General features: G+C 49.2%; 29 protein-coding genes and 1 riboswitch. Of the genes, 10 read left to right on the top strand and 19 right to left on the bottom strand.

Going from position 1 to position 26,416, the window contains the following annotated elements; genetic code table 11:
- Positions 1-47 precede the first annotated feature (47 nt).
- From AC0KH7_RS05070 to AC0KH7_RS05060, 3 genes are all read left to right on the top strand, one after another.
- On the top strand, positions 48-857 hold the full coding sequence (locus AC0KH7_RS05070; RefSeq protein WP_472357579.1) for a cytochrome C assembly family protein: 810 nt from the start codon (positions 48-50) through the stop codon (positions 855-857).
- Between the two features lie 145 nt (positions 858-1,002).
- Complete coding sequence (locus tag AC0KH7_RS05065) at positions 1,003-2,289, top strand: HlyC/CorC family transporter (protein WP_472371292.1); 1,287 nt, start codon at positions 1,003-1,005, stop codon at positions 2,287-2,289.
- Between the two features lie 12 nt (positions 2,290-2,301).
- Positions 2,302-3,120 (top strand): inositol monophosphatase family protein, encoded by an 819-nt coding sequence (locus AC0KH7_RS05060; protein WP_472371290.1) that lies wholly within the window; start codon positions 2,302-2,304, stop codon positions 3,118-3,120.
- 42 nt (positions 3,121-3,162) lie between these two features.
- Here AC0KH7_RS05060 and AC0KH7_RS05055 read toward each other — a convergent pair whose 3' ends face one another.
- From AC0KH7_RS05055 to AC0KH7_RS04970, 18 genes are all read right to left on the bottom strand, one after another.
- Positions 3,163-5,436, bottom strand: coding sequence for an ATP-binding protein (locus AC0KH7_RS05055; protein WP_472371288.1), 2,274 nt, complete (start codon positions 5,434-5,436; stop codon positions 3,163-3,165).
- 94 nt (positions 5,437-5,530) lie between these two features.
- Positions 5,531-6,904, bottom strand: a complete 1,374-nt coding sequence (gene radA, locus AC0KH7_RS05050) for a DNA repair protein RadA (protein WP_472371286.1) — start codon at positions 6,902-6,904, stop codon at positions 5,531-5,533.
- Between the two features lie 55 nt (positions 6,905-6,959).
- Positions 6,960-7,619, bottom strand: coding sequence for a cytochrome c1 (locus tag AC0KH7_RS05045; protein WP_472371284.1), 660 nt, complete (start codon positions 7,617-7,619; stop codon positions 6,960-6,962).
- 1 nt (position 7,620) lies between these two features.
- Entirely contained in the window at positions 7,621-8,853 is a 1,233-nt protein-coding gene (locus AC0KH7_RS05040) for a cytochrome b (RefSeq protein WP_029937849.1), read from the bottom strand.
- A complete protein-coding gene (petA, locus tag AC0KH7_RS05035) occupies positions 8,853-9,464 on the bottom strand; it encodes a ubiquinol-cytochrome c reductase iron-sulfur subunit (protein WP_472371282.1) in 612 nt (203 codons plus the stop codon). Before petA ends, AC0KH7_RS05040 begins: the two co-directional genes overlap by 1 nt.
- A 250-nt stretch (positions 9,465-9,714) precedes the next feature.
- Positions 9,715-10,458 (bottom strand): Nif3-like dinuclear metal center hexameric protein, encoded by a 744-nt coding sequence (locus AC0KH7_RS05030; RefSeq protein WP_472371280.1) that lies wholly within the window; start codon positions 10,456-10,458, stop codon positions 9,715-9,717.
- A gap of 89 nt (positions 10,459-10,547) precedes the next feature.
- Positions 10,548-11,849, bottom strand: coding sequence for a histidinol dehydrogenase (gene hisD, locus AC0KH7_RS05025; RefSeq protein ID WP_472371278.1), 1,302 nt, complete (start codon positions 11,847-11,849; stop codon positions 10,548-10,550).
- A 61-nt stretch (positions 11,850-11,910) separates the two neighbouring features.
- Complete coding sequence (gene hisG / locus AC0KH7_RS05020) at positions 11,911-12,537, bottom strand: ATP phosphoribosyltransferase (RefSeq protein ID WP_472371276.1); 627 nt, start codon at positions 12,535-12,537, stop codon at positions 11,911-11,913.
- 42 nt (positions 12,538-12,579) lie between these two features.
- Positions 12,580-13,836, bottom strand: coding sequence for a UDP-N-acetylglucosamine 1-carboxyvinyltransferase (murA, locus tag AC0KH7_RS05015; protein WP_472371274.1), 1,257 nt, complete (start codon positions 13,834-13,836; stop codon positions 12,580-12,582).
- 7 nt (positions 13,837-13,843) lie between these two features.
- Positions 13,844-14,065 (bottom strand): BolA family protein, encoded by a 222-nt coding sequence (locus AC0KH7_RS05010; protein ID WP_472371272.1) that lies wholly within the window; start codon positions 14,063-14,065, stop codon positions 13,844-13,846.
- Positions 14,066-14,145: 80 nt separating this feature from the next.
- Positions 14,146-14,907, bottom strand: a complete 762-nt coding sequence (locus AC0KH7_RS05005) for an ABC transporter permease (protein WP_472373787.1) — start codon at positions 14,905-14,907, stop codon at positions 14,146-14,148.
- Positions 14,908-14,913: 6 nt separating this feature from the next.
- Complete coding sequence (locus AC0KH7_RS05000) at positions 14,914-15,843, bottom strand: ABC transporter ATP-binding protein (protein ID WP_472371270.1); 930 nt, start codon at positions 15,841-15,843, stop codon at positions 14,914-14,916.
- 245 nt (positions 15,844-16,088) lie between these two features.
- The gene (locus AC0KH7_RS04995; RefSeq protein WP_472373786.1) at positions 16,089-16,388 is read right to left on the bottom strand and encodes an STAS domain-containing protein; all 300 of its coding nucleotides are present in this window, start codon (positions 16,386-16,388) and stop codon (positions 16,089-16,091) included.
- A 6-nt stretch (positions 16,389-16,394) separates the two neighbouring features.
- Positions 16,395-17,042, bottom strand: a complete 648-nt coding sequence (locus AC0KH7_RS04990; protein WP_472371268.1) for an MlaC/ttg2D family ABC transporter substrate-binding protein — start codon at positions 17,040-17,042, stop codon at positions 16,395-16,397.
- Positions 17,039-17,515: an outer membrane lipid asymmetry maintenance protein MlaD gene (gene mlaD / locus AC0KH7_RS04985; RefSeq protein WP_472371266.1), complete on the bottom strand. Its 477-nt coding sequence runs from the start codon at positions 17,513-17,515 to the stop codon at positions 17,039-17,041. Before mlaD ends, AC0KH7_RS04990 begins: the two co-directional genes overlap by 4 nt.
- 37 nt (positions 17,516-17,552) lie before the next feature.
- Positions 17,553-18,338: a lipid asymmetry maintenance ABC transporter permease subunit MlaE gene (gene mlaE / locus AC0KH7_RS04980; protein ID WP_472371264.1), complete on the bottom strand. Its 786-nt coding sequence runs from the start codon at positions 18,336-18,338 to the stop codon at positions 17,553-17,555.
- On the bottom strand, positions 18,335-19,129 hold the full coding sequence (locus AC0KH7_RS04975) for an ATP-binding cassette domain-containing protein (protein ID WP_472371262.1): 795 nt from the start codon (positions 19,127-19,129) through the stop codon (positions 18,335-18,337). The genes mlaE and AC0KH7_RS04975 overlap by 4 nt, the downstream gene beginning before the upstream one ends.
- A 369-nt stretch (positions 19,130-19,498) precedes the next feature.
- Positions 19,499-20,116: a hypothetical protein gene (locus AC0KH7_RS04970; protein ID WP_472371260.1), complete on the bottom strand. Its 618-nt coding sequence runs from the start codon at positions 20,114-20,116 to the stop codon at positions 19,499-19,501.
- A 96-nt stretch (positions 20,117-20,212) separates the two neighbouring features.
- Between AC0KH7_RS04970 and AC0KH7_RS04965 the strand changes: the two genes are divergently transcribed.
- From AC0KH7_RS04965 to mgtE, 7 genes are all read left to right on the top strand, one after another.
- Positions 20,213-21,202, top strand: a complete 990-nt coding sequence (locus AC0KH7_RS04965; RefSeq protein WP_472371258.1) for a calcium/sodium antiporter — start codon at positions 20,213-20,215, stop codon at positions 21,200-21,202.
- Between the two features lie 28 nt (positions 21,203-21,230).
- On the top strand, positions 21,231-21,773 hold the full coding sequence (locus AC0KH7_RS04960; protein ID WP_472371256.1) for a KdsC family phosphatase: 543 nt from the start codon (positions 21,231-21,233) through the stop codon (positions 21,771-21,773).
- A gap of 73 nt (positions 21,774-21,846) precedes the next feature.
- Complete coding sequence (gene lptC, locus AC0KH7_RS04955; RefSeq protein WP_472371254.1) at positions 21,847-22,452, top strand: LPS export ABC transporter periplasmic protein LptC; 606 nt, start codon at positions 21,847-21,849, stop codon at positions 22,450-22,452.
- Between the two features lie 17 nt (positions 22,453-22,469).
- Positions 22,470-23,012: a lipopolysaccharide transport periplasmic protein LptA gene (gene lptA / locus AC0KH7_RS04950; protein ID WP_472371252.1), complete on the top strand. Its 543-nt coding sequence runs from the start codon at positions 22,470-22,472 to the stop codon at positions 23,010-23,012.
- On the top strand, positions 23,012-23,734 hold the full coding sequence (gene lptB, locus AC0KH7_RS04945) for an LPS export ABC transporter ATP-binding protein (protein WP_472371250.1): 723 nt from the start codon (positions 23,012-23,014) through the stop codon (positions 23,732-23,734). Before lptA ends, lptB begins: the two co-directional genes overlap by 1 nt.
- A gap of 149 nt (positions 23,735-23,883) precedes the next feature.
- Entirely contained in the window at positions 23,884-24,219 is a 336-nt protein-coding gene (hpf, locus tag AC0KH7_RS04940) for a ribosome hibernation-promoting factor, HPF/YfiA family (protein ID WP_472357605.1), read from the top strand.
- 188 nt (positions 24,220-24,407) lie between these two features.
- Positions 24,408-25,769, top strand: coding sequence for a magnesium transporter (mgtE, locus tag AC0KH7_RS04935; protein WP_472371248.1), 1,362 nt, complete (start codon positions 24,408-24,410; stop codon positions 25,767-25,769).
- Between the two features lie 262 nt (positions 25,770-26,031).
- Here the strand turns inward: mgtE and AC0KH7_RS04930 are convergent, their stop codons facing one another.
- Complete coding sequence (locus tag AC0KH7_RS04930; protein ID WP_472371246.1) at positions 26,032-26,178, bottom strand: hypothetical protein; 147 nt, start codon at positions 26,176-26,178, stop codon at positions 26,032-26,034.
- A gap of 94 nt (positions 26,179-26,272) precedes the next feature.
- Positions 26,273-26,356, bottom strand: a riboswitch (cyclic di-GMP riboswitch).
- Positions 26,357-26,416 lie beyond the last annotated feature (60 nt).

Raw genomic sequence — 26,416 nt, 5'->3', positions numbered from 1 at the left:
CAGCCAAAGCAACGGCCCGGCGATCACTCAAAACCGGAAGGATTAGAATGACCATCAGCGTTTTCATCGCACTTTTTTCCAGTTTGCTCTACCTGTATGCCACCCATATCCTGTGGCAACGCTTTAAAAGTGACGAGACTGAGGCAGCGAACTTCAACCGCCACAAATTATTGCTGATTGCCGCACTGGCGGCCGTTGTGCACTTAGTTTCCTTTTCCGGGCACTTGTTCAGTGACGGCATGATTATGTTCCGTTTCGGTACCGGGCTGTCGCTTATTTCGTGGATTGCCGTGGTCATTCTGCTGATTACCAACATCAATAAAGCCACCGAAAACCTCGGTATCTTTATTTTCCCCTTGGCGGCGTTAACTACTTTATTACCTTTTATCAATTCCAGCTTCCAGCCGTTGCCTTTGGCGCTGGGCAGCCACATCCTGATTTCCATCACCGCTTACAGCATCATGGGGCTGGCGGCGGCACAAGCCACCTTGTACGCCATTCAGGAAAGACGTTTCCAAAAGCGCCAACTGAGCATTGTCTTTAAGAACCTACCCCCGTTGCAAATCATGGAAAAAACCCTGATTCAATTGGTGATCATCGGTTTTATTTTCCTGAGCTTTGCGCTCTTAAGCGGCGTCTTCTTTATGGAAGACATTTTCGCGCAACATTTGGTGCATAAAACCTTCTTCGCCATTCTGGCCTGGCTCACCTACGGCCTGTTGATTTTTGGGCACTTTCAGTTCGGTTGGCGCGGCCAGAAAGCGGCCTATTACACCATCTGGGCGTATTTCCTACTGATTTTGAGTTACATCGGTACGGAAATCGTTCTGAACTTCATGATGCACGCCAAGGGCTAAAACGACCGAAACCAAGATCAACGCAAAGAGTAACGCGAGGTATCGGCACTTCGGTCCTTGGTGTCTATTGTCGTAAAAATGTCATGGCGTAACCCGCTCAGAATCGCTATAATTTCCTTTCGATTAACTACCCAAAAGAATCATCTTGAACAGTATTCCCATTTCGGTCCTTTTCGGGATCTTAGCCTTACTCATCATTCTTTCCGCCATCTTCTCAAGTTCCGAAACCGGAATGATGGCCTTGAACAAATACCGCCTGAAGCACCGTGTCAAAGAAGGTCACAAAGGCGCCATCAAAGCCCAAAAACTCCTGGAATCCCCGGATCGTTTGCTGGGCGTTATTCTGCTGGGTAATAACTTCGTCAATATCTTCGCGTCTTCCGTCGCCACCATCATAGCCATGCGCTTGATTGGTGAAGCCGGTATTGCCCTCGCTGCCGGGATACTGACACTGGTCATCTTGGTCTTTTCCGAAGTCGCCCCTAAAACCTTAGCCGCGCTGTATCCGGAAAAAATCGCTTACCCGGCCGCTTATGTCTTGGAACCATTATTAAAGCTACTGTCGCCACTGGTTTGGCTGGTAAACTTTTTTGCCAATAACTTTCTGCGCCTGTTCGGCGTCAAAGTCACGGATACGGAAGCAGACGACCATGCGTTAAGCCGCGAAGAATTGCAAACACTGATTAACGAAGCCACCGGTCGATTACCAAAACAATATCGCACCATGCTCAACGGCATCATGCAATTGGAAAGCATCACCGTGGAAGACGTGATGATTCCGAAACAGGACATTTACGCCATCGATGTCAATGAGCCGATGGAGGAAATCGTTAAGAAAATTCTTAAGTCACCCTTCACACGCATTCCGGTGTATCGCGAAAACCTGGATGAGGACTTACTCGGGGTGATCAACCTGCGTAAAGCGCTGCCGTTGCTGACCAAACCCGACCTGTCATTGAAAGACATTATCAAGGCGACCCGTCCGGGCTATTTCATCCCGGAAACCACCACCTTAAACATCCAGCTTTCCAGCTTTAATAAACACAAACGCCATATGGCGTTGATTGTGGACGAATACGGCAACCTGCAAGGCTTGCTGACTCTGGAAGACCTGCTGGAGGAAATCGTCGGCAAATTCAGCACCGACACCCGAGAGAAGGCCTATACCAAAGTGGCCATGCATCAGGACGGTTCCATTACATTCGACGCCTCGGAGTTTATTCGAGACGTGAATAAAACCTACCAGTTTGAATTGCCGACCGACGGGCCAAAGACCCTGAACGGTTTGATTCAGGAAGAATTGGAAACCTTGCCGGAAGTTGGCACCTGCCTGAAGGTCGGTAATTATATTTTGGAGGTCACCGAAACCTCCAAACACGCCATTGAAAAAGTGAAACTGACGCAGGCTGACCCGACGCTGCGCTTCAAATAAACAAGGAATGTTATGTCTTTTATTTTTGAAAACGACCAGGCCTGGCGAAAACTGAAAAACGGCATGAAACAACTGGCCCGGCAAGAAGTGCTGCCACGCTTCCGCCATGTGGATGCCTCTACCAAGGCGGATGGTTCGGTGCTGACCGAGGCGGATACCGAAATGCAAAAGGCTACCGAAGCGTTTCTGAACGCGCACTGGCCCCAGTTCACCTTTTTGGGCGAAGAATCTTCCGCCCAAGAACAGAAAGATGCTCTCGCCTCCGATAACGGTTGCTGGATACTCGATCCCGTTGACGGTACCAGCAACTTCGCCAGCGACATCCCGGTTTACAGCGTATCACTGGCCTTAATCATGCAAGGCGACGTCAAACTGGGCCTGGTCTACGACCCGGACCGCGATGAGCTGTTCGCCGCCCGCAAAGGGCTTGGCGCGGAGTTAAATGATCGTACACTGATTGCCCAAACCGCGAAAACGGAACTGAAAAAATGCATCGGGCTAGTGGACTTCAAGCGTTTGCAGGCGCCCCTATCGACTGAACTGGTGCTGAAACCGCCTTACGCATCGCAACGCAGCATCGGCTCTGTGGCATTAGACTGGTGTTGGATTGCCGCTGGGCGCGGCCAACTTTATTGTCATGGCGCTCAAAACATTTGGGATTACGCGGCGGGCTGGCTGATTCTAAACGAAGCCGGCGGCAAAAGCGCCAGCCTGAATGGTGACAGCGTTCTGGTTTCGGAAGTGGTGAAACGCTCTGCGGTAGCAGCCACCACGCCCGCACTTTTCGATGACTGGTTTGCAACGCTGCAAGATTACCAAAAAACCAACTAGTCCAACCGTAAACAAACCTCAAAACGCCCAGGCCTGGGCGTTTTACTCAAACCCCGGTAACCGTTGGTTCGCCGCGCCCCAAACCATCAACAAACGCTTCAACTGCGTCACATCAAGCGGCTTAGTCAGGTAATCGTTCATACCGGCTTCCAAAACTTTCTCGCGATCACCGCTCAACGCATTCGCGGTCAAGGCGATAATGGGCACGCTGGCTCGGCTGGAAGTGAGTTCTCGGATTTGATGCGTCGCTGTCAACCCATCCATTTCCGGCATTTGCATATCCATTAACACCACATCAAACGAATGGTCCGCCACCTTCACCATCTCAACGGCCTCAAGGCCATTACCGACCACCGTGACTTGATGCCCAAGCTTGGACAGAATGGCCTTGATCAGTAATTGATTGGGTAAATTATCCTCCGCCACCAGAATGTTCAGAGGGGCCACGTCCAAATCCATTTCCTGGAACGTCTCGACAGGAACTTTTGGCGGGTTCGCCGGCACCAATGGCAATTCGAACCAAAAGGTGCTGCCGTGGCCGTATTCACTGTTGACGCCAATATCACCGCCCATCATATCCACTAGTTTTTTACAGATAGACAACCCTAGCCCCGTACCGCCGAATTGCCGAGTGGTGGAAGCATCCGCTTGTGTGAAAGCCGAAAAGAGTTTGTCGATATGCTCAGCACGGATGCCGATGCCCGAATCCGTTACTTCAAAACGAATGCGCTTTGTTTCGGTCGGCCGAACCTTCACCGACACACGACCTTTCGTTGTGAACTTCAATGCATTGCCGACCAGGTTCAACAGAATTTGACGCACACGCGCCGCGTCGCCAAGGTAATAAACCGATAAACGTTCCGAATAGTCTTCGGACAATTTCACGCCTTTTTTCTCCGCCAGCAAACCATTCATGTCCAGAATGCCTCGTATCAACCGGGACAGATCGAATGCCGCCGATTCCAGCTCAACCTTATTGGCTTCCAGCTTGTTGAAATCAAGGATATCGTTAATCAACTGCAACAAGTGCTCGCCGGAATGGCGAATCATATCGACATAATGCTTTTGTTCATCTTCCAGCGCCATATCTTGTAACAGTTGCGCGGTACCAATGACGGAGTTCAGCGGTGTGCGAATTTCATGGCTCATGACCGACAGAAATTCGGATTTCACCTGAACGGCTTCCTCGGCCGCCATCTTGGCATCCCGCTGCAAGTCTTCCGCCAGTTTACGCTCGGTGATATCCAATGAAAAACCGAGCAACCAATTTTTGACCGAATCATCTTCATAAATCGTAATCGGCCCTTTGCCCTGCATCAGCCATCGGCATTCACCATTGGGCAACTGAACCGGTTCTTCTGAGACAATCAAGCGCCCTTCTTGTATCACTTTCTGATCTTGTAACGCCGACTGTTTGGCTTGTTCAATCGGAAATATTTCATAATCGGTTTTGCCAATGGCCAAAGCCCGATCAATACCGGTATCTTTTTCCGTCTGCTCACTGAAAAACCGGAAACAGCCTTTATCGTCTTTCACATAAATACTAATCGGCAAGCTATCGATGATTTGCTCCACCAACTGCTCACGCTGCTTCACCATGTCTTCGACAAATTTTCGTTCGGAAATATTAACCAGGTTGCCCACAAAACGGACGGCTTCATCGTCTTCAGTATCTTTAATCGCTTTACCGCAACTTTGCAACCAAATGTAAATGCCCATCGCCGTTTTGAAACGAAACTCCACTTCAAACGGCCAGGCGGTTTCCAAGTGCATTTCCAGCGCTTCGTCCACCGCCTCGATATCGTCCGGGTGGATGCGTTTAAAGAAATCCGACTTGGTGCGCCCTAAATCGGATACGGTCACGCCACAAATTTCATGCACGTTGCGACTGTATTTGACCGATTCATCGGTCAGATTGAAATCAAACACGCCATTATGCGAGGCTTCCAGAACGGTTTCGTAAAAATCAAAAATGCCATCTTCTTGGGAATGGTGTTCGGAAAAGTCGGGAAAAAACTGCACCAACAGGCAACCTTGGTGCGGTGTCACAATAAAACGCAACGATTGGATATTGCCGGGAATTTTATGCAGAAAGCTACTGGGAATGCGTTTTTTATCCGCTTCCATCAGTGATAAACGTAATGAAATGTCCTGCGAGAGGTCGTAATCGCCCCAAATCGCTTTGGCGGCGTCATTTTGTGACTCAATCCACCACTCGGCTTCACCGCTAGAACGCACCACCGCCGAAGCAAGTTCGACGTCATTCAGGTGAATGGCTTCCAGCCCTGCGGATTGATGGGTGGATTGATGTGTCATAGCCTGATATCACCTAAAAGCGATTGGAATATAATGGCTATTCTACATGAAATCCCCGTCGATAGAACGGGGTAAAAATTCGTATCGGTTGTGGCTATATTTGCGCCAAGGCTTGCTGAAGCGTTGAGACTCCGATGACCTCCATGCCAGGCACTCCGCCTTTCGGAATATTGGCGTTCGGCACGATCGCCTTTTTAAAACCGTGCTTGGCCGCTTCGAGAATGCGTTCTTGACCACTGGAGACCGGTCGAATTTCGCCGGACAACCCAACCTCACCAAATACAATCCAATCTTGTGGCAGGACTTTATTTTTCAAACTGGAGACAATGGCACACAGCACCGCCAAATCCGCGCTGGTCTCGCTGACCTTCACGCCGCCCACCACATTAACGTAAACGTCCTGATCTCCGGCCTGTACGCCGGCATGGCGGTGCAACACCGCCAGCAACATCGACAAACGGTTGTATTCCAAACCGACCGTCACCCGTTTCGGTGCACCATACGGCGACTCATCGACCAACGCTTGAATCTCGACCAATAAAGGGCGAGAGCCTTCCCAGAGCACCATCACCGCCGACCCCGGCGAGGGTTCCTCCGCCCGAGACAAAAAAATTGCAGACGGATTTTTAATTTGCTTCATTCCCTTATCGGTCATGGCAAACACACCCAGTTCATTGACGGCACCAAAACGGTTTTTAATGGCACGCAAAGTGCGGAAACGACTGTCGGATTGCCCTTCCAAAAACAACACCGTATCGACAATATGTTCCAGTACCCGTGGTCCGGCGACCTCGCCAGACTTGGTCACATGACCGACCAGAAACACCATAATTTGATTTTGTTTGGCGAAACGCGTCAGATAAGCAGCCGATTCGCGCACCTGCGACACGCCACCCGCCGCACTGCTGACGTCACCCAACTGCATGGTCTGAATCGAATCCACCACCATCACTTTGGGTTGCTCTGTCTGCGCCGCCATGGTGATGGCCTCCACATCCGTTTCCGTCAGCAAACGCAGCTTATCTTCCGGCAACGTCATCCGTTTAGCGCGCATGGCTACCTGCTGCAAAGATTCTTCGCCAGTCACATAAAGCACTTTTTGACTCTGACTCAACTGACAACAAACCTGCAACAGCAACGACGACTTACCGACACCCGGATCGCCACCAATCAACACCACCGACCCCGGCACAATGCCGCCACCCAGCACACGATCCAACTCGGACAAGCTGGAATCAATACGAGGCACTTCCGACAGCTCGACTTCGTTGACCGACATCACGGTTTGTTCGGACGCTCCGGCATAACCGACGGTTTGCGTCCGCCCTGAAGCTTTGGTTTTGGAGGCCGATACCTTGAATTCCTTCAAAGAGTTCCATTCACCACAGGCGGTACATTGCCCTTGCCATTGCGCATAATCGGCACCACACTCGGTACAGACATACGCCAGTTTCACTTTTTTAGCCATTTTTAGACGTCACCTAAACAAAAAAGCCCGCAGAGCGGGCTTTCGAAAACAGCGATCAATGTTTGATGTCTCGCCAGTATTCTTTTTTCAATAAATAAGTCAATAGGATCAAGACCAACAGGAAGAGAATCACCTTCCAGCCGAGGTCATGGCGTTGCATCTTAGCCGGTTCCCCCGCGTACTCCAAAAAGTTGGTAATATCGCGCGTAGCCTGTTTAAACTCTTCGGCTGACATATGACGCTGCATGCCTTCCAAGACATTCGGCATCACGGTGCCGTGCAATAGGCGATTATCCCATTCTCCAGTCTTTTCGTCCAACTCATAGCCTCGCATGAAGCTATAGATGTAATCGGAACCTTTCAAACGTGCCATCAGTGACAAGTCCGGCACTTTCGTGCCAAGCACTTCTTCATCAACACCCGGCAACATACGGGTGGTGACGTTATCCACCGCTCGATTCTGGCCATGCGCCATCGCTTCGACCACTTCTTCATCGGTCCAACCGAAATCACGGGCAATGCGGTTATAACGTAGATATTTCACCGAGTGACACGCCATGCAGTAGTTTGAGAACAAAACCGCACCGCGCTTCAGCGAGTCTTTGTCTTCCAGGCTGTTATCGGCTTTCTCCAAGTCCAGTGCCGGACCGCCAGCCGCGAAACCAGCCAACGGGAAAAGCATGCATAAAATGAAAATTGAACTGATTTTTCTCATGTTAACTGACCCTCTCCGGAATTGGCTTGGTTTTCTCACTCACCGATGTGAATGGCAAGATAATAAAGAACAGGAAATAGGTCGCGGTGAAAACGCGCGCCAATTTCGTCAGTTCCGGTGTCGCCGGCTGTGTACCCAACCAGCCTAAAACCAAGAAACTCACCACAAACATGGTCAACAACACTTTAAAGGACGCACCACGATAACGGATGGACTTCACTTTACAGCGGTCCAGCCACGGCATGGCGAAGAGCACCGCAATCGCCGCGCCCATCGCAATGACACCCAGCAATTTATCCGGCACGGCACGCAACACCGCATAGTATGGCGTGAAATACCAGACAGGGGCAATGTGCTCCGGCGTCTTCAACGGGTTCGCCGGTTCAAAGTTCGGCGGTTCGATGAAGTAGCCGCCGCCTTCCGGGAAATAAAACACCACGATTGCGAACAACAACATGAACACGGACGCGCCGAACAAATCCTTAACCGTATAGTAAGGATGGAACGGGATACCGTCGATTGGCAACCCTTTTTCGTTTTTGTACTTTTTGATTTCCACGCCGTCCGGGTTGTTGGAGCCGACTTTGTGCAACGCCACTATGTGCATGAACACCAGAATCACCAGTACCAACGGCAAGGCAATCACGTGCAATGCGAAGAAGCGGTTCAAGGTGGCATCGGAAATAACAAAGTCACCCCGCACCCACACGGCTAAATCCGGTCCCACAACAGGTATGGCCCCGAACAGTGAAATAATGACCTGTGCGCCCCAGTAGGACATTTGTCCCCAAGGCAACAAATAGCCCATAAAGGCTTCCGCCATCAACACCAGGAAGATTAGCATTCCCAATATCCACACCAATTCACGCGGATTCTTATAGGAGCCGTAGAGCAGCCCCCGCATCATATGGAAGTAAATAACAATAAAGAAAGCCGAGGCCCCGGTGGAGTGCATATAACGAATTAACCAACCCCACTCGACATCACGCATGATGTATTCGACAGAGTTAAAGGCTTCAGCCGCACTTGGCTTAAAGCTCATGGTCAACCAGATGCCGGTAACGAATTGGTTGACCAACACCAACAGCGCCAGTGAACCGAAAAAATACCAGAAGTTGAAATTTTTAGGCGCGTAATACTCCGCGACATGCTCATTCCATGTGCTGACAAGCGGATAGCGCGCATCCAACCAGGCCAGTAGAGAGTTTTGAGGTTTCTTATGTTCTGTCTGCATCAAACCACTCCTTCTTCTGGGTTCTCACCCACTCTAATGACCGAATCGGAAACATAACGATAAGGTGGAATTTCCAAGTTAGTCGGTGCCGGAACGCCTTGGAAGACGCGACCAGCCAAATCGAAACTGGAACCGTGACACGGACAGAAGAAACCGCCTTTCCAGCCCTTCGCCATATCCGGCGAATCGACCGCCGGGCGATACATCGGCGCGCAACCCAAGTGCGTACAGACACCGACGACAACCAGGTATTCTTCGTTCAAAGCTCGGACTTCGTTCTTACAATATTCCGGTTGCACGGAATCATTCGAATTCGGATCGCGTAATTCACCGTCTAAGGTTGGCAAAATACTCAGCATTTCCGTCGTCCGTCTAACCACCCAAACCGGTTTACCACGCCAGGAAACCGTCAACATTTGGCCGGGTGAGAGTAAATTCAAATCCGCATCCACAGGAGCCCCGGCGGCCTTGGCTTTTTCACTCGGCTGCCAGGAACTCACGAAAGGAACCGCTACAAAGGTAGCGCCTGCCGCCCCTAAAACACCTGTCGCGGCCGTCAATACTTTACGACGCGTCAGGTTTTTGTTCTCAGTCTGCTCTTTTGACGACATAGAGACTTCCTCTTTTGTCCATTTTCTTAATCGTTATACGTTGATCGTATTTTTAAATTTTCTCGCGGCAAACCCTGCGGTCAGCCCAATAAACCTTAAAAATAATCAAAGCGGCTGGCTATTTTACCAAAGCAAAATTAATCCTTACATCAATATCTATTTATGACCATTAAAAATATTTTTATAAATAAAACTAATCATAGGCATAAAAAAAACTGTTCATAACCCGACCGCTTGACTCGGTTTTTCATTAAACCGGATTCGGAACATCCACAAAAACCACTTCCAAATCAAATTGTTGTGCCAAATGTTCACCTAGTGCTTTAACCCCAACACGCTCGGTGGCATGATGCCCGGCCGCTAAGTAATGCACCCTACTCTCCAGCGCTTGATGCGTGGTTTGTTCCGACACTTCGCCACTGATAAACATATCCGCCTGCCAATCAATCGCTTGCTGGATATACCCTTGCGCTCCGCCGCTGCACCAGGCCACCGTTTCAATCGTCTCCGGGCCACCCGGCAAATGCAACGGCGTACGAGCCAAAGAGGTTTCAACCATTTCAATAAACTCATCAACCGGCTTCGGCGAGGCTAAACGCCCCAACCGAACCAAGCTCTTTACATCCGGCGTAATGTCTTCCAACCCCCACATTTGGCCGAGCATGGCGTTATTGCCAACGACCGGATGCGCATCCAAGGGCAAATGATACCCCAACAGATTAATGTCATTCATTAATAAGCTTCGGATACGCTTTTGCTTCATGCCCGTCAGGGTGGCCGGTTCGTTTTTCCAGAAGTAGCCGTGATGCACCAAAATCGCATCTGCTTTTTGCTCAATGGCTTCGTCAATCAACGCCTGACACGCCGTCACGCCAGTGACAATTTTAGCGATTTCGGCTTTTCCGGATACTTGCAACCCATTTGGGGCATAATCTTTAAAATCCGCGACTCGCAGATAATTGTCTAAATATTCAGTCAATTCCGAAATGTGCATTTTTCCTCCCTAAGACGAAAACAGCTAGGTATATTGCGGGCAAAAAAAAATGACCAGGCCTGGTCATTTTTTATGAAACGTAACGCGAATCAGTCTTTAACACGGTAACGCGCCGAAGCGGCGTGCGCCTGCAAGCCTTCACCGTCGGCCAGAACACCAGCCACTTTCCCCAGAACATTCGCCCCTTCCGCCGAACACATAATCAAGCTGGAACGCTTCTGGAAATCGTAAACCCCCAATGGCGACGAGAAACGCGCAGTACGCGATGTCGGCAACACGTGGTTCGGACCGGCACAATAATCGCCTAGCGCCTCGGCTGTGTAACGCCCCATGAAAATCGCACCGGCGTGGCGGATTTTCGGCAGCAAGGCTTGCGGATCTTCAATCGATAACTCCAAGTGTTCCGGCGCGATGGCGTTAATCATTTCGACGGCTTGCTCTTCGTCGTCCACCACGATAATCGCACCACGATCGGTAATGGCTTTGGTAATGATTTCTTCACGCGGCAAGGTTTTCACCAAGCGATTCATGCTGTCATACACTTTTTCGGCAAACTCGGCATCTTGTGTCACCAGAATCGACTGAGCATCTTCGTCATGCTCTGCCTGAGAAAACAAATCCATTGCAATCCAGTCCGGGTTGGTCTGGCCGTCACAATAAACCAAAATTTCCGATGGCCCGGCAATCATGTCAATGCCGACGGTACCGAACACTTCGCGTTTGGCCGTCGCCACGAAAATGTTACCCGGCCCAACAATTTTATCGACCGGCGGAACGGTTTCCGTGCCATATGCCAAGGCCGCCACGGCTTGAGCACCACCCAGTTTGAAGACACGATCGACACCACAAATTTCGGCCGCTGCCAAAACCATATCATTGACGTCTCCGTCCGGTGTCGGCACAACCATGATTAACTCCGGAACACCCGCCACCTTAGCCGGAATGGCGTTCATAATCACCGAAGACGGATAAGCCGCTTTACCACCGGGGACATAAAGGCCGACTTTATCCAGCGGCGTAACCTGTTGACCCAACAAAGTGCCGTCGTCTTCAGTATAAGACCAGGACTGGCCGACTTGCTTTTCATGGTAATCGCGTACACGTTGAGCAGACAATTCCAAGCCTTCGCGCTGATCGGCGGGGATACGTTCCAAAGCCGCTTTCAAGTCACTTTTTGGAATTTCCAAGTCCGCACCCTTCGCTAACGCCAGGCGATCGAATTTTTCCGTGTATTCCAAGAGTGCTTGGTCGCCGTTTTGACGAACATTACGCAACACGTCTTTAACAATTTGATTCACCGATTCATTGGAAACCGTTTCCCATGCCAATAAAGCGTCCAACTCGGCTTTAAAGCTTTCGTCATTTGCAACTAGTTTTCGAACTTTCAACATTTTCTTTTCCATCTTTTCAGGAAGCCGGTCAATTCCTCGGCTTCAGTCTGCCGGGCGATGATTAAATCGCCGATTTAAATTTCTCAACAATATCGTTAATTTGATTAAACTTGGTCTTATACGCATGTTCGTTCACAATCAGGCGCGAGCTGATATCGGCAATATGCTCTTCTGGCTCCAGCCCATTTGCCTTCAAGGTATTACCGGTATCGACCAAATCGACAATTTTGTCCGCCAAATCAATCAAAGGCGCGATTTCCATGGAGCCATACAACTTAATTAAATCCACTTGCTGGCCTTTTTCCGCGTAATAGGCTTTAGCGGATTGAATGTATTTGGTGGCAATTTTAAGACGATGTCCATGTGGTTTGGCTTCTTTCGGCCCGGCCACCATCAGTTTGCATTTGGCAATTTGCAAATCCAACAATTCATTTAAATTGTCGGTTGGCGCTTCCATCAGCACATCTTTACCGGCCACACCGATATCGGCCGCCCCATGCGCGACATAGGTCGGAGCATCCGTCGCACGCACAATCAGCAATCGTACGTTATCGTGATTGGTCGGAATAATCAGTTTACGGCTTTTGCTCGGATCTTCCGCCGGCAAAATATTTGCCGCTTCCAGCAAAGGCAAGGTATCTTTGTAAATTCGCCCTTTTGAGAGCGCTATCGTCAATTGATCAGCCATTATTTCGTCTGTTGCCTAAACAACGTCCTCTTCATTCGTTTATCAGTTCGCCCGGTAGATGTGTGCACCGAGCTTATGGAATTTTTCTTCAATCAATTCGTAACCACGGTCGATATGGTAAATGCGGCTCACCACCGTTTCGCCATGCGCGACCAATCCCGCTAAAATCAAACTGGCCGACGCTCTTAAATCTGTGGCCATGACGGGCGCACCAACCAAATGATCGACGCCTTGCGTGAAAGCGGTATTGCCTTCCACATGGATATCGGCCCCCATTCGAACCAATTCCGAAACGTGCATAAAGCGGTTTTCGAAAATGGTTTCTTCCACCTTAGCCCGCCCTTCGGCAATGCTGTTCATCACCACAAACTGCGCTTGCATATCGGTTGGAAACAGCGGATACGGATCGGTCACGATATCCACCGGTTTCAGTTCGCGTCCACGCATGTCCAGCGTAATGGTATCTTCCTTCCATGAAACATCGGCGCCCGCTTCGGTAAATTTCTCCAACACGGCTGTCAGGTGCTCGGGCACGACATGGGTCACGGTGACGCAACTTTTAGTGAGGGCCGCCGCCGCTAAGTAGGTGCCGGCTTCAATTCGGTCGGGAATGACTTTATAAGAAACCCCTTGCAATCGCTCCACGCCTTCCACCACCAGGGTATCAGTGTCAATGCCGCTGATTTTGGCCCCCATGGCATTCAGAAAATTGGCCAAATCCGACACTTCCGGTTCGCGAGCCGCATTACGTAAAATGGTTTGACCTTCCGCCAGTACGGCGGCCATCAGCAAGTTTTCCGTCCCGGTGACCGTCACCGGTTCCATGGTAATATCAGCGCCTTTCAGTCGGTCTGCCTTGGCGATAATATAGCCTTGCTCCACCTTGATGTCGGCGCCCATCTTCTCCATCCCTTCAATATGGATATTGACTGGACGCGAACCAATCGCACAACCGCCCGGCAAAGACACCTTGGCCTCACCAAAACGTGCCAATAACGGCCCCATCGCCAAAATCGAAGCCCGCATGGTTTTTACCAATTCATAGGGCGCTTCTTTAGTGGTAATTTCGGAGGCATCGATTTCGATGTTCAAATGCTCGTCGAACATGACTTCGACCCCCATCGTCGCCAGCAGCTGAATGGTCGTGGTGACGTCTTTTAAATGTGGTACATTGGACAACGTCACCGGCGTTTCCGACAACAGACAGCCCATCAAAATCGGCAAGGCGGCGTTCTTAGCGCCCGAAACCTGTACACTCCCGGACAGCTGGCATGGGCCTTCTATGACTAGTTTATCCATCCGTCACTCACTCTGGCAGCTTGGTTTTAATCGACAGAGCGTGTAATTCACCCGTAGCAAATTCGTCCTTGAAAATATCGTTCACCATGCGATGGCGCTGTAAAGGCGACTTACCTTCAAAGGCGGCACAGGTGACTTCAACCGCAAAATTACAATCTTCACCACTCATGGTGACTTGCGCATCTTCGAGCACCGCCTGGATTTTTTCACGGATTTTTTCTGGGGACATAACAAATTCTTCTTTCTACAACAGCTTGAATTCACGGCCCTTTCATGCACGGAGCAAACCGAATAATGAGCCGCTTAAAATTAATTGCGTATTTTAACGCCTTTATACAATAAAATCAGATTAATCGTCGTAATCAGTGCAAAGAACAATACCGTAATCCCTAAACTTAGGTAAACCGATACGTCGGATTGCTCAAAGAAACCGTAGCGAAACCCATCCACCATGTAAAAGAATGGATTAACGTGCGAGAACGCCTGCCAGAAATCCGGCAACGCATGAATCGAATAAAACACACCGCTCAGGAAGGTCAGCGGAATAATAATAAAGTTCTGAAAGGCCGCCAAGTGGTCATACTTGTCCGACAGGATACCCGCTGTCATACCGACACCACCCATAATCGCCGCACTCAGCACCGCAAACAACAAAATCCAACCCGGCGACTGTAAAGCGATGTCAAACCCGATGAAGCCCACAACCAAGACGCCGACACCGACCGCCAAACCACGCACAATGGAAGCGCCAACAAACGCGAGATAAAGCTCCAAAGGCGAAATCGGGCTCAGCATCACAAAGGTTAAGTTGCCATGCATTTTCGATTGAATCAGACTCGATGACGTATTGGAAAACGCATTCTGCAGAATCGTCATCATCACCAAACCGGGAATCAAAAACTGGCTGTAACTCAAACCGGAAAACACCTCGATTTGCGTTACGATTACCTGACCGAAAATCAGCAGGTATAACAAAGAGGAGACCACCGGTGCAAAAATGGTTTGCACGGCCACCGAATAAAAACGACGGACTTCTTTAACGAAAAGCGCCCAACAACCTGTCCAGTTCATTTCCACTTATTTCTCCCCCGTCAAATCCAAAAAGACTTCTTCCAGCGTCGCGTCGCGACTGGTTAAGTCCTTCACCGTCAAATGGCTTTCCGACAAGGCATTCAACATTTGGTTCAAAGGCTTTTCTTTTTCCAGCTTGAACATCAAACCATTGGCATCTTGTTCAATGAAACGTTCCTCTAAGAAAGGTGATAATTGCGCCTTATCTATTTTTTGTGGCGACTCTAACACCACGCGCAGATAACGATAATTATGGCGTGACAACAACTCACCCGTGGTTTCCAAAGCTTTCAGCTCACCGCCTTTCACAATCGCCACTTCTTCACATAAAGCTTCCGCTTCTTCCAGATAATGCGTAGTCAAAATAATGGTGTGCCCTTTTTGATGCAATTCTTTAGTAAACTCCCACAAGGTTCGGCGCAAATCGACATCCACCCCTGCGGTCGGTTCGTCCAGCACCAAGACTTGCGGTTGATGCACCAGCGCCATCGCAATCAACACACGGCGTTTCATGCCGCCTGACAATTCATTGGTAATGGCATTCGCCTTATCCGACAAGGCCAGACGATCCAGGAGCTCATCCACCCAGCGCCGTTGCTCACGACTTCTCAGGCCAAAATAACCACTTTGGATATCCAACAATTCACGAATCGTGAAAAACGGGTCGGAAATCAGCTCTTGCGGCACCACGCCCAAAAAACGACGCGCCTGACGATACTCTTTTTCCACGTCATAACCGTTTACTAAGATCCGACCGCCCGTTGGTTTAACCAAACCCGCCATACTGTTAATCAACGTCGATTTTCCAGCACCGTTCGGGCCGAGCAAACCGAAAAAACTCCCAGGCCTGACGTCAAAAGACACGCCTTTTAAAGCCTGCAACGAACCATAATCCTTTTGAACGGTTTGGAATGAAACAGCAGCCGCTGATGACATAAACATCCTCTAAATTAGTACTTAAATATTGGGAGAGCTTTGCACGAGTAGAACGCGAAGAAAAAATGAGAGAAAATTTGGCTGATTGGGGCGGGAAACGCAGCTAATAGCGAGCTATTAGCCAGTTTTTCAACAAAAATCAGACGGATTTTAGACATTTTTACTCGTGTAACTATCTCGTGCAAAGCTCTCATTAGGTGTTAAACACTTGAGCGATAGAAAAGAAACGGATCCGAAGGCGCGGCTTACGCCAGTTCAAATTGATCCTGCAAACCATATAGGTTTACCAACACCCGAAGTTCATCGGGTAAGCCCACCACTTTGAGCGGCTCGGACAGCCGCGACTGCAAATACAACAACAGAGCCAAACAGGTGGAATCCGCGCCTTTCAAAGAATGGCAGTCCACTTCCGTGACCGTTGAGGACAGCTTATTCAAGCCCTGTTCATAGACACGAGAGACCACATCGGAATCCACCTGTCCGGATAAACGTAGCACCCCGTCTTCCAAAACAGCCGCGGTATCTTCGGATAAGTTAACCAGCACCAAGGCTTAACCCTCGTCCGCCAAGCCCTGAGACTCGCGGTTTTTAGCATTCAAACCGGCAATGACTTCGTCAATACCTTTTTTCTGAAACTCCGATGCGAAAGACTTGCGGTAATTCAACAGCATACTGATGCCTTCAATGGACACATCGTACAAAAACCACTTTTCATCATTTTTGTTCAAATAAGCCCGATACACAACCGTCGATACATTACCGTCCGCCTGTGTCACCTCAGTTGACACCGATGCTCGGCCAGGGCGGGTTTCCACGGTTTTCGACACCACAATTTTCGTCACGCGCAATTTCAAAATACTTTTGGCATAGGAACGCAATAACGTATTGGTAAAGGCTTCGGTAAACGCTTTTTGTTGACTGGCCGATGCCTGCTTCCAGTAATGCCCCATGACATAACGTGCCATTTTCGGCGTATCCACATACGGCAGCACATATTCGTTGGCGAAGGCTTTCACTTTTTCTGGATGCGCTTCCAGTTCGTCACGCTGTTTATCCACTTCCGACACCACCGTTTCCGACAGCTCTTTCACCATGACTTCTGGGTCTTTCTGATTAATATCCACGGCATAAGCCGTCGATTCCAATGCCAACGTCAGCAACATCACCGACATCATTAACTGTTTTAACAAACGCATCATTTCGCCTCCGAGTCACTGTCCGCGAACTTGGTCAAAAACTGACCGATCAATTCTTCCAACACCAATGCCGGTTGCACCAAATCGATTTGGTCACCGTCTCTCAAATACTCTTCATCCGCCCCCGGCTCCAGGCCGATATACTGATCGCCCAACAAACCCGATGTCAAAATCGAGGCCGAGGTATCCAGCGGCAACTGATTGTAATCCTTATAAATATCCATCACCACACGCGCTTGATAGGTATTTCGGTCTACCGAAATATTTCCGACCCGTCCGACAACTACGCCACTGATTTTAACCGGAGAGCGTACCTTCAAACCGCCAATATTGCTAAACAGTGCATTTACCTGATAGGTTGGACGATCCTGAAAGCCTTCGAAATTACTGACTTTCAAAGCCACTACGGCCAGTGAGACCAGCGCAAACAAGACAAACGCGCCGACCCAAATTTCGATCATTTTCCATCGTGACATAATCATTTACCTTAAGCTCTCATGTTTGTTAATCCGCTCAGTTGAACATCATCGCGGTTAAAATAAAGTCCAGCCCTAATACACCAAGGGACGAATGCACCACTGTACGCGTCGTGGCCCGGCTGACACCTTCCGATGTCGGCAGCGCATCATAGCCCTGAAACAACGCCACCACCGCGACCAAAACGGCAAACGCAATGGATTTAATAATGCCGTTAACAACGTCCTCTCGCCAATCAACCTGCTGATTCATTTGCGTCCAAAAAGCCCCTTCATCGACGCCAAGCCAACCGACCCCAACCATGTAACCACCCAGAATCCCCATGGCGATAAACATCAAAGACAACATGGGCAATACCAACAGCGCAGCGGTAAAGCGAGGTGCGAACACATATTTCAACGGGTCCACCGCCATCATTTCCAGTGCGGACAACTGTTCCGTGGAGCGCATCAAGCCAATCTCGGCAGTCAAAGCAGACCCGGCACGCCCGGCAAACAACAAAGCCGCCACCACCGGCCCCAACTCACGCAGCAGTGACAAAGCCGTCATAGTACCAACCGCTTCTTCCGAGTTAAAATCGACTAGGACATTATAGCCCTGCAGGCTCAGCACCATGCCCACGAACAACCCGGCCGTCAGGATAATCGGCAATGATAGAACGCCGGAAAAATACATTTGTTTGACTAACAAATCCAAACGTACAAACGCAGACGGAATGGCGGGCAACAGCGACCACAAAAAGAAAAAACCGCGCCCAAACGCACTGAAGATTCGAATAAAGCTTTGTCCCGTGGACGCTAAAAAATCAAACACCGCGTTCATGTCAAATCCTGCAAATAAGGTTTGGCCGGATAATCAAACGGCACCGGCCCATCCGGCAAGCCTTGCAAAAACTGCTGAACATAATCCGAGTCCGACGCTAAAAGCGCTTCCGGCGTGCCCTCTGCCACAACACGACCTTCGGAAATCACACAGGCAAAGTCGGCGATCGACAGGACTTCGTTCACATCGTGCGACACCGCGACACTGGTCACACCCAAACTGTCGTTCAATTTGCGAATCAGCTCAATCAAAACCCCCATTGTAATTGGGTCTTGGCCGACAAAGGGTTCATCGTAGAAAATCATATCCGGATCCAGGGCAATGGCTCTCGCCAAGGCCACACGACGAGACATACCGCCCGACAATTCAGATGCCATCAGGTCTTGAGCCCCACGCAAACCGACCGCCTGCAACTTCATCAACACCAATGGCCGAATGATTTCTTCCGGCAATTTGGTGTGTTCACGGATTGGAAATGCCACGTTATCGAACACGCTCAGGTCGGTCAATAAAGCACCACTCTGGAATAACATGCCCATGGTACGACGCAATTCATAGAGCTTGTTGCGTCGTAACTTATGCACATTTTGACCGTTCACCAAAATCGTTCCCTTTTCGGGTTTAAGCTGCCCGGCGATCAACTTCAACAAGGTGGTTTTACCGGTACCACTGGGCCCCATAATCGCCGTCACCTTTCCGACCGGAATGTTCAACGAAAAATTTTCAAAAATCTTCCGCTCCCCTCGGGAAAAAGTAACATTCTGGATTTCAATCAGGGTTTCTGTGGCCATAAACCGACTCTGTGCTCGCAAATGAAAAATGAGAAAGCAGATATTAACAAACTTTCGTTTAAACCCAAAGACAATAACGCTCTTTTCCAACACAGGTACACTTTAGGGCACCTCGATTAACCCCCAATGAATTCTGGCAACGCCAAGTTTGTCAGATCAAGGCGTGAACGTGAAGGAATGTCTAGACCTTGCAAACGTTCACAACACAGAACTGGCGAACTTGGCTAAGCCCCTTCGGGCGGGACTTAAAGACCACTTCTTCGTTGTTACGACTCTTGGCCATAGAATGACTAAGACCGGCGAGTCGCGCCTAGAATAAGTGACCTTTAAGTCCCGCAGAATTTTATTCGGGGTTAATCGAAGTGCCCTTTAATACCCCAACAGTTCACCCACCACTTTCAAGTTTTTCAAAGGTGCCATGTCTTGTTTCGGCGCACCAACCAAAAACAAGGCACCTTCTCGACCTTCCGGCAGAGACTGCATAAAATGTTTCAGCATTTCCGCCTGCTGTTTACCATCGTCGATCAAGGTTGACACGTACCCCAAAGGTTCGCCCCATAATTTCATGCCACCGTATTGCCAAGACCAACCCAATGCCTGTTCAGGCAAAGTCTCACTTTCAGTAACATAAGTCACGCAATAAACCTTATCCAAAGCATCTGGCACTTGAACATTGTCATGACATAAAAGACCATAAGCCTGCGTAGCCAAACGCGCTTTTAACGACATTAAACGCGCCTGAATCTCATCGTCCATGGCTTCAACAACATCAAACACAAAATAAAACGTTTCGTCTTCCAGTGCTTCGACAAGGTCATCCATGTCGTCATTCGTCCAACTTTGCCATTCGGTTTCCGGCACTAGCACCGCTTTAAAAAACTGGCTATAATAATCCAATCGCCAATCTTCCGGCATGTCTTCCGGATAAAAGCTTTCCAACCAGCCGGCCTGGTTCCAACCGAAAGCGCCAACCATCAAATTCTCCACCGCACACTCCATAAACTTTATTTATTTTGATTATAAAAAAACATATAATGGCGACTTTACATTGTTTGACAAAAACGAAAATAAAAAAGACACCTCATGATAAGCAGCCTTATTTTACCATCGATTGTCCTTCTGATTGGATTGGTCCTCCTCGTTTGGAGCTCGGATATTTTTATTGATGGCGCTGCAAGTACCGCGGTACACATGAATATATCACCGCTGATTATCGGCGTGGTGGTGCTTGGGTTTGGGACCTCCGCCCCGGAAATTCTCGTCGCCATTCTCGCCTCCGTAGACAACAGCCCCAGTCTGGCAATCGGTAATGTGGTGGGCTCCAATATTGCCAATATCGGCTTGGTCTTAGGGGTTACGGCCATGGTGTCGCCGATTGTCATCAAATCCTCCTTGCTCAAACGCGAATTCCCCATGTTGCTGGCCATTTCCTTAATCGGCATTCTGCTTATGCTGGATAAAGACCTGGACATCACCGATGGCTTCATTCTTTTAACCTTGCTGTTGATTGTCATGACCTGGATGATTCGCGCCAATAAAAATGTTTCACCTTCGGACCCCTTAGCCCAGGAAACCCTCGAAGAACTGGAAGACATGCCCAAACTCAGCACCGGCAAATCCTGGTTTTATCTATTAGCAGGCCTGGTCGTTTTAATGATTAGTGCCAAAATGATGGTCTGGGGTGCCGTGGAAGTGGCGATGTTCTTCAAGGTTCCGGAAATGATTATCGGCCTGACCATCGTTGCCATCGGTACCAGCCTGCCAGAACTGGCGGCCGCCATTACCGCGGCACGTAAAGGTGAAGCCGATTTGATGATCGGTAACATTCTCGGCTCGAACCTCTTCAACCTGCTGGCTGTCATGTCCATGCCGGCGTTACTGGCGCCGTCCGTCATCGAAAACACCACGCTATTACTGGATTACCCAATCATGCTCGCCTTGACGCTGGCGATGCTTCTGGTGGCTCTGCCACGAAAAGGAAAAGCGGTCATTACCAAAGTCGAAGGGTTTATACTGTTAATGAGCTTCATTGCCTATATGGTGTTCTTGTACGTACGAACGATTAACGGTTAAATTTCAAGGAAGATTGAGGAATATTATTATGTCGTATGCCCCAGAGTTGATGCAAAAAGCCGACGTCATCAAGTTACTGATTTTGGATGTGGACGGTGTCCTGTCTGACAACAAACTGATTTACGGCGATGATGGTCTGGAATACAAGGCCTTCTTCACGCGCGATGGCCACGGCATGGTCATGCTGCAAAAAAGCGGTATCGACATCGGTATCATCACCGGGCGCAAATCTCCATTAACCACTAAACGCATGCAGGACCTCAAGATTAAACACCTTTACCAAGGCGTGCCGGACAAACTACCGACGTTCCTGAAACTGGTGGGCGAGCTTGGCCTCGATTTTTCCGAAATTGCTTATGTTGGCGACGACATTCTCGACCTCCCCATTCTCACCCGTGTCGGCTTATCTGTCTGTCCAGCGGATGCCGACAAGGAAGTCACTCCACGCGTAGATTACGTCTCGCCATTTAACGGTGGACAAGGCTGCGTGCGCGATGTCTGCGAATTAATTTTAAAATCCCAAGACCTGTGGCAGGCACACATGGACTTTTATTTACGCGAAAAACTCTGATAGAATTCAAGACACCTCCAGCGATGGCCAAAACCGTCGCCCGAATGACTGATAACGGTGAACTGAATCCGACATGCTGAAAAAACTCCCTTCTGTCCTGATTTTTCTCTCCGCCATCACCACACTGGTCATTGCATTCAAACAAACTACTCAGACGAGTCATACGTTAGGCCCGCAAGTCGACCCGATACAACTGAATCATAGCTGGCAGACCTTTGGCACCACCAGCTGGCAAGTCTCCAAACTAAAGCCCTCCGACGCTCAAACCCGCGTTTACGCCGAAGAAGTGTTTTACCAAAACCAGAACAAAACCAGCACCTTCAAAGCCCCTTACATCATCAAGGATGACGCAGAACAGCAATACGTGCTACAAAGTCGATTCGGCTCCACCCGCAACGATGATACCATCACCCTCAAACAAACCGTTGTTATCCACTCATTTGCCAAAACCGCTCAAGGTGAAAATAGAATTCTGAAAACCGAACAAATTACATATAATACCCTCACCGGCTTATTGAGCAGCCCGGTGTATACAGAAATTATTCAGCCAAACGCCACCATCAGCGGCATCGGGTTCGAAGCCAATACCGAGACAGGAGATTACCGATTTCTATCTCACGTTAAAACCTATTATCAACCGGAACCGTCGCAAACAAACGGTACCGAAAAATCGCATTGAACCGGATTACTCGAATTATGCAAAAAACGCCGATATTGTTTTCCTACCTTTTGACCGCTTTACTCTCGCTGACGACAACCAGCGCCATCGGAGCCGACACGCAAGCAGCGAATGACGACGCGAACAAACCGGTTGAAGTGACGGCGGACAAGCTGGTGTCTCAAGAGCAAAAAGGCGAAAGCGTTTATACGGGCCATGTCATCATCACCCAAGGCACCACCGTTATAAAAGGCGACAAAGTCACACTGCATCACCCGGAACGCAAACTATCCAAAGCCATCGTTATTGGTGAACCGGCCACCTTTAAACGCTTCCTGCCGGAAGAGCAGAATTGGGTGAACGGCCACGCCGATAAAATCACTTATGACACCGAAAAGAAAACCGTTCTCCTGGAGGGCGACGCCTACGTCAACCAGGAAGACAAAAACAGCATCTCCGGGCCAAAAATCTATTATGACCTGACCCAAAAAACCCTATCGGCTTACGGCAACCGTAAAGAAAAAAAACGCGTCAAAGTGATTTTCCAACCGGAAGAAGACACCCAAAAGGATGCTCCCTGATGGCCCACTTCTATGCACGCAACCTGGCCAAAAGTTACAAGCGACGTAACGTCGTCTCATCGGTAGACCTGGACGTTGAAAGCGGCCAAGTGGTTGGACTTCTCGGCCCGAACGGGGCCGGAAAAACCACCACGTTTTACATGATGACAGGCCTGGTGAAAAACGATGCCGGAGACATTTATCTCGATGATCGGGAAATCAGCCAACTGTCCATTGATGAACGTGCCAAACTCGGCATTGGCTACCTACCGCAAGAAGCGTCGGTTTTCCGAAAGCTCACTGTCGAGCAGAACATTCTCGCCATCCTGGAAATGCGCCCGGAATTGAGTCACGATGAAAAACAACAAAAATACGAAGTCCTCGTTGACGACCTGCAGATTGGGCACATTACCACCCAACCCGGTCAAGCGCTTTCCGGCGGTGAACGCCGCCGGGTTGAAATCGCTCGAGCCTTAGCCATGGAGCCGAATTTTATTTTGCTGGACGAACCCTTTGCCGGTGTTGACCCGATTTCCGTCAAGGATATTCAAGGCATTATTTTGCACCTCAAAATGAAAGGCATTGGTGTCCTAATCACCGACCATAATGTACGCGAAACGCTTGGTGTCTGTGACAAAGCTTACATCCTACATGCCGGCACCATTCTCGCACAAGGCGCACCCCACGACATCCTCTCCAACCCCGATGTTAAGCGCGTTTATCTGGGTGAAAATTTCAAATAACCTCTCTGTTAACAGACGGGATTTTCATCAAAAGGCCCCAACCGATTCTTGACTCTATGCTATACTAAACTCGAAAAGAACGGGTTTATAGCACACAATAGAACCTCAACCAAACATCGCAGAAAAAACAACGATTAAGGAGCGATATCATGCAAATCAACATTACTGGTCACCATATCGAAATCACCGATTCTCTTCGTGATTACGTTTCTGAAAAAATGCAAAAACTGACTCGTCATTTTGACCATGTTACCAATTCGCATGTTATTTTAACGGTAGAAAAACAACAGCAAAAAGCTGAAGCGACGGTTCATGCCTCTGGCAAAGACCTATTCGCAGAGCACACATGTGATGATATGTATGCATCCATTGATGCATTGGTCGATAAACTGGATCGTCAAATCATCAAGCACAAAGAAAAAATCGGCAGTCACCACCAAAAATCCGGTGGGGTCAAAAACATGACCACGGCTGAAGAAGCTTGATTCATTGATTCTTTCGCTTAAAGGGCTTTTTCAAGCCCTTTTTTATTGCCTGTCACCTACCGATTGTCATCCCCTTGTCATCTAAGCCTCCAGAATCCTCGCTAAAATAGCGCCAACCCGAAAATTAACCTTTTAAAAACGCTGAATCCAGCTAAAATAAGCCTATCCCACTGCTTCGAGAAGATTTTATGTCGCAAATACATCACAACACAGACAAACTTCAACTCACCGAGCATCTTCACCAAGCCGTCAGCGAACAAAACAGTCAATACATTCAGGAATTATTGCAAGGCCTGGTTCCGGAAGAAGTTGCCGAAATCCTCGAAGCCACACCACCTAAAGAACGTTACAGCCTCTGGGAGCAACTACCGTCCGACATTCAAGGGGAAGTCCTTGGCCATACGAACGATGAAGTCCGAGCCAACCTATTAGGGCTCCTCAACGAACATGAAATCGTCGAACTGACCGAAGAACTGGAAACCGACGATATTGCCGACATCATCCAAACCCTGCCGGAAACCGATAAAGCCAGCTTACTCGAAAAACTTCCCGAACAGGAACGTGTGGCCGTTCAAACCGCACTTTCCTACCCGGAAAACACCGCCGGTGGCCTGATGAGTACCGACTTCATCGCCGTGCGTTCCGACGTAACGCTCGAAGTCGTCATTCGTCTGTTGCGTAAAATCGGTTCCTTACCCAAAGACATGGTGGATTTAATCGTCCGTGACCGTGACGGGAAATATCAAGGTGCGCTAAAACTAAACGACCTTCTCACGCACGATGCTGAAACGCTGGTCAGCGAACTGGTCGACTCAAAGCGCTTCGCCATCAAAGCGCTGACACCGGATAAAGACGTGGCCAGTATCTTCGAGAAAAACGATTTAATCTCCATCGCGGTCGTGGATGAACGCAATCATATACTCGGACGGATCACCATCGATGACGTGGTCGATATTATCCGGGAAGAAGCCGAACGCACCCAAATGGCCAGCGCCGGTCTGGACGATGAAGAAGATTTATTCGCGCCACCGCTTCGCTCAGCAAGACGTCGCTCTTTCTGGTTAGGCATCAATTTGATTGCCGCCAGTTTAGCAGCTACAGTCATCAGCCTATTTGAGGCCAGCATTTCGGAAATTGTGGCGTTGGCCGTTTTGATGCCGATGGTGGCCAGCATGGGCGGCGTGGCCGGCACTCAAACCGCCACCATCGTGATACGCGCCTTAGCCACCGGCAAACTTGGGGTGAAGAACAGTCAAAAACTGATTGCTAAGGAAACATTGGTAGGACTGCTAAATGGGTTACTTTGGTGTGTACTCACCGGAATCGGCGCTTGGTTATGGTTTCAGAACGGTTTTTTGGGCGCAATTTTCGGTGCGGCAATGCTGATAAACCTGACGGCCGCCGCCTTGGCCGGCGCAGTGATTCCATTGCTGTTGAACAAACTGAAAATAGACCCCGCACTGGCGACCGGCTTGATGCTAACCACCGTCACAGACTCTCTGGGGTTCTTTGTCTTTCTTGGGCTGGCGACAATTGTCCTCGCCGCTTAAGGAACCTCTGATTGAATCGGTTAGACTTCTGGCAACGCCAAATTTTCCAGATCAAGGCGTGAAGTTGAAGTAATGTCTAGACCTTACAAAACTTCACAACGCGGAGCTGGAAAATTTGGCTAAGCCCCTACGGGCGGGACTTAGAGCCCACTTCTTCGTTGTTGTGACTCTTGACCTTAGAATGCTAATGTCGGCGAGTCACGCCTAAAATAAGTAGGCCCTAAGTCCCGCAGAAGTTCAAACCGATTCAATCAGAGGTTCCTTAAAGCATATCCACCATCATCGAAGAATCGATGGAATACAAATACGAAGAAACCAAAATCATCAACAAAACGACGAACGTAATCATTTTGAAATGCGATTTCTTAGGATTTCGGAAAATATACTCTCTTCTTTTAAGCTTCATCATGCTCTCAACATCCTTCTCTGACCGGTTCCATCCAATAAGTAAGTTTGTCTTTTTGGGCCGAAAGTATGAGCTTATCGTTGCTATTCTAAACTTTCTTCGCAACCCGGCGGTCTTGTCCTCAGCGACAAGATCCGTGGCTTTCCGTCCCTGCCTCACAACAGGTTTGGCCATCTTTTATTGGGTTAATTCAGGCGTAAACTGACACAATTTCGTAAAATTAACTACACAAACCATACCA

The sequence above is a fragment of the Hydrogenovibrio sp. genome (genome assembly GCF_965140365.1).
Taxonomy (GTDB): domain Bacteria; phylum Pseudomonadota; class Gammaproteobacteria; order Thiomicrospirales; family Thiomicrospiraceae; genus Hydrogenovibrio.
Note: the sequence above shows the minus strand (reverse complement) of the source record. Positions and strands in the feature narration are given on the sequence as shown.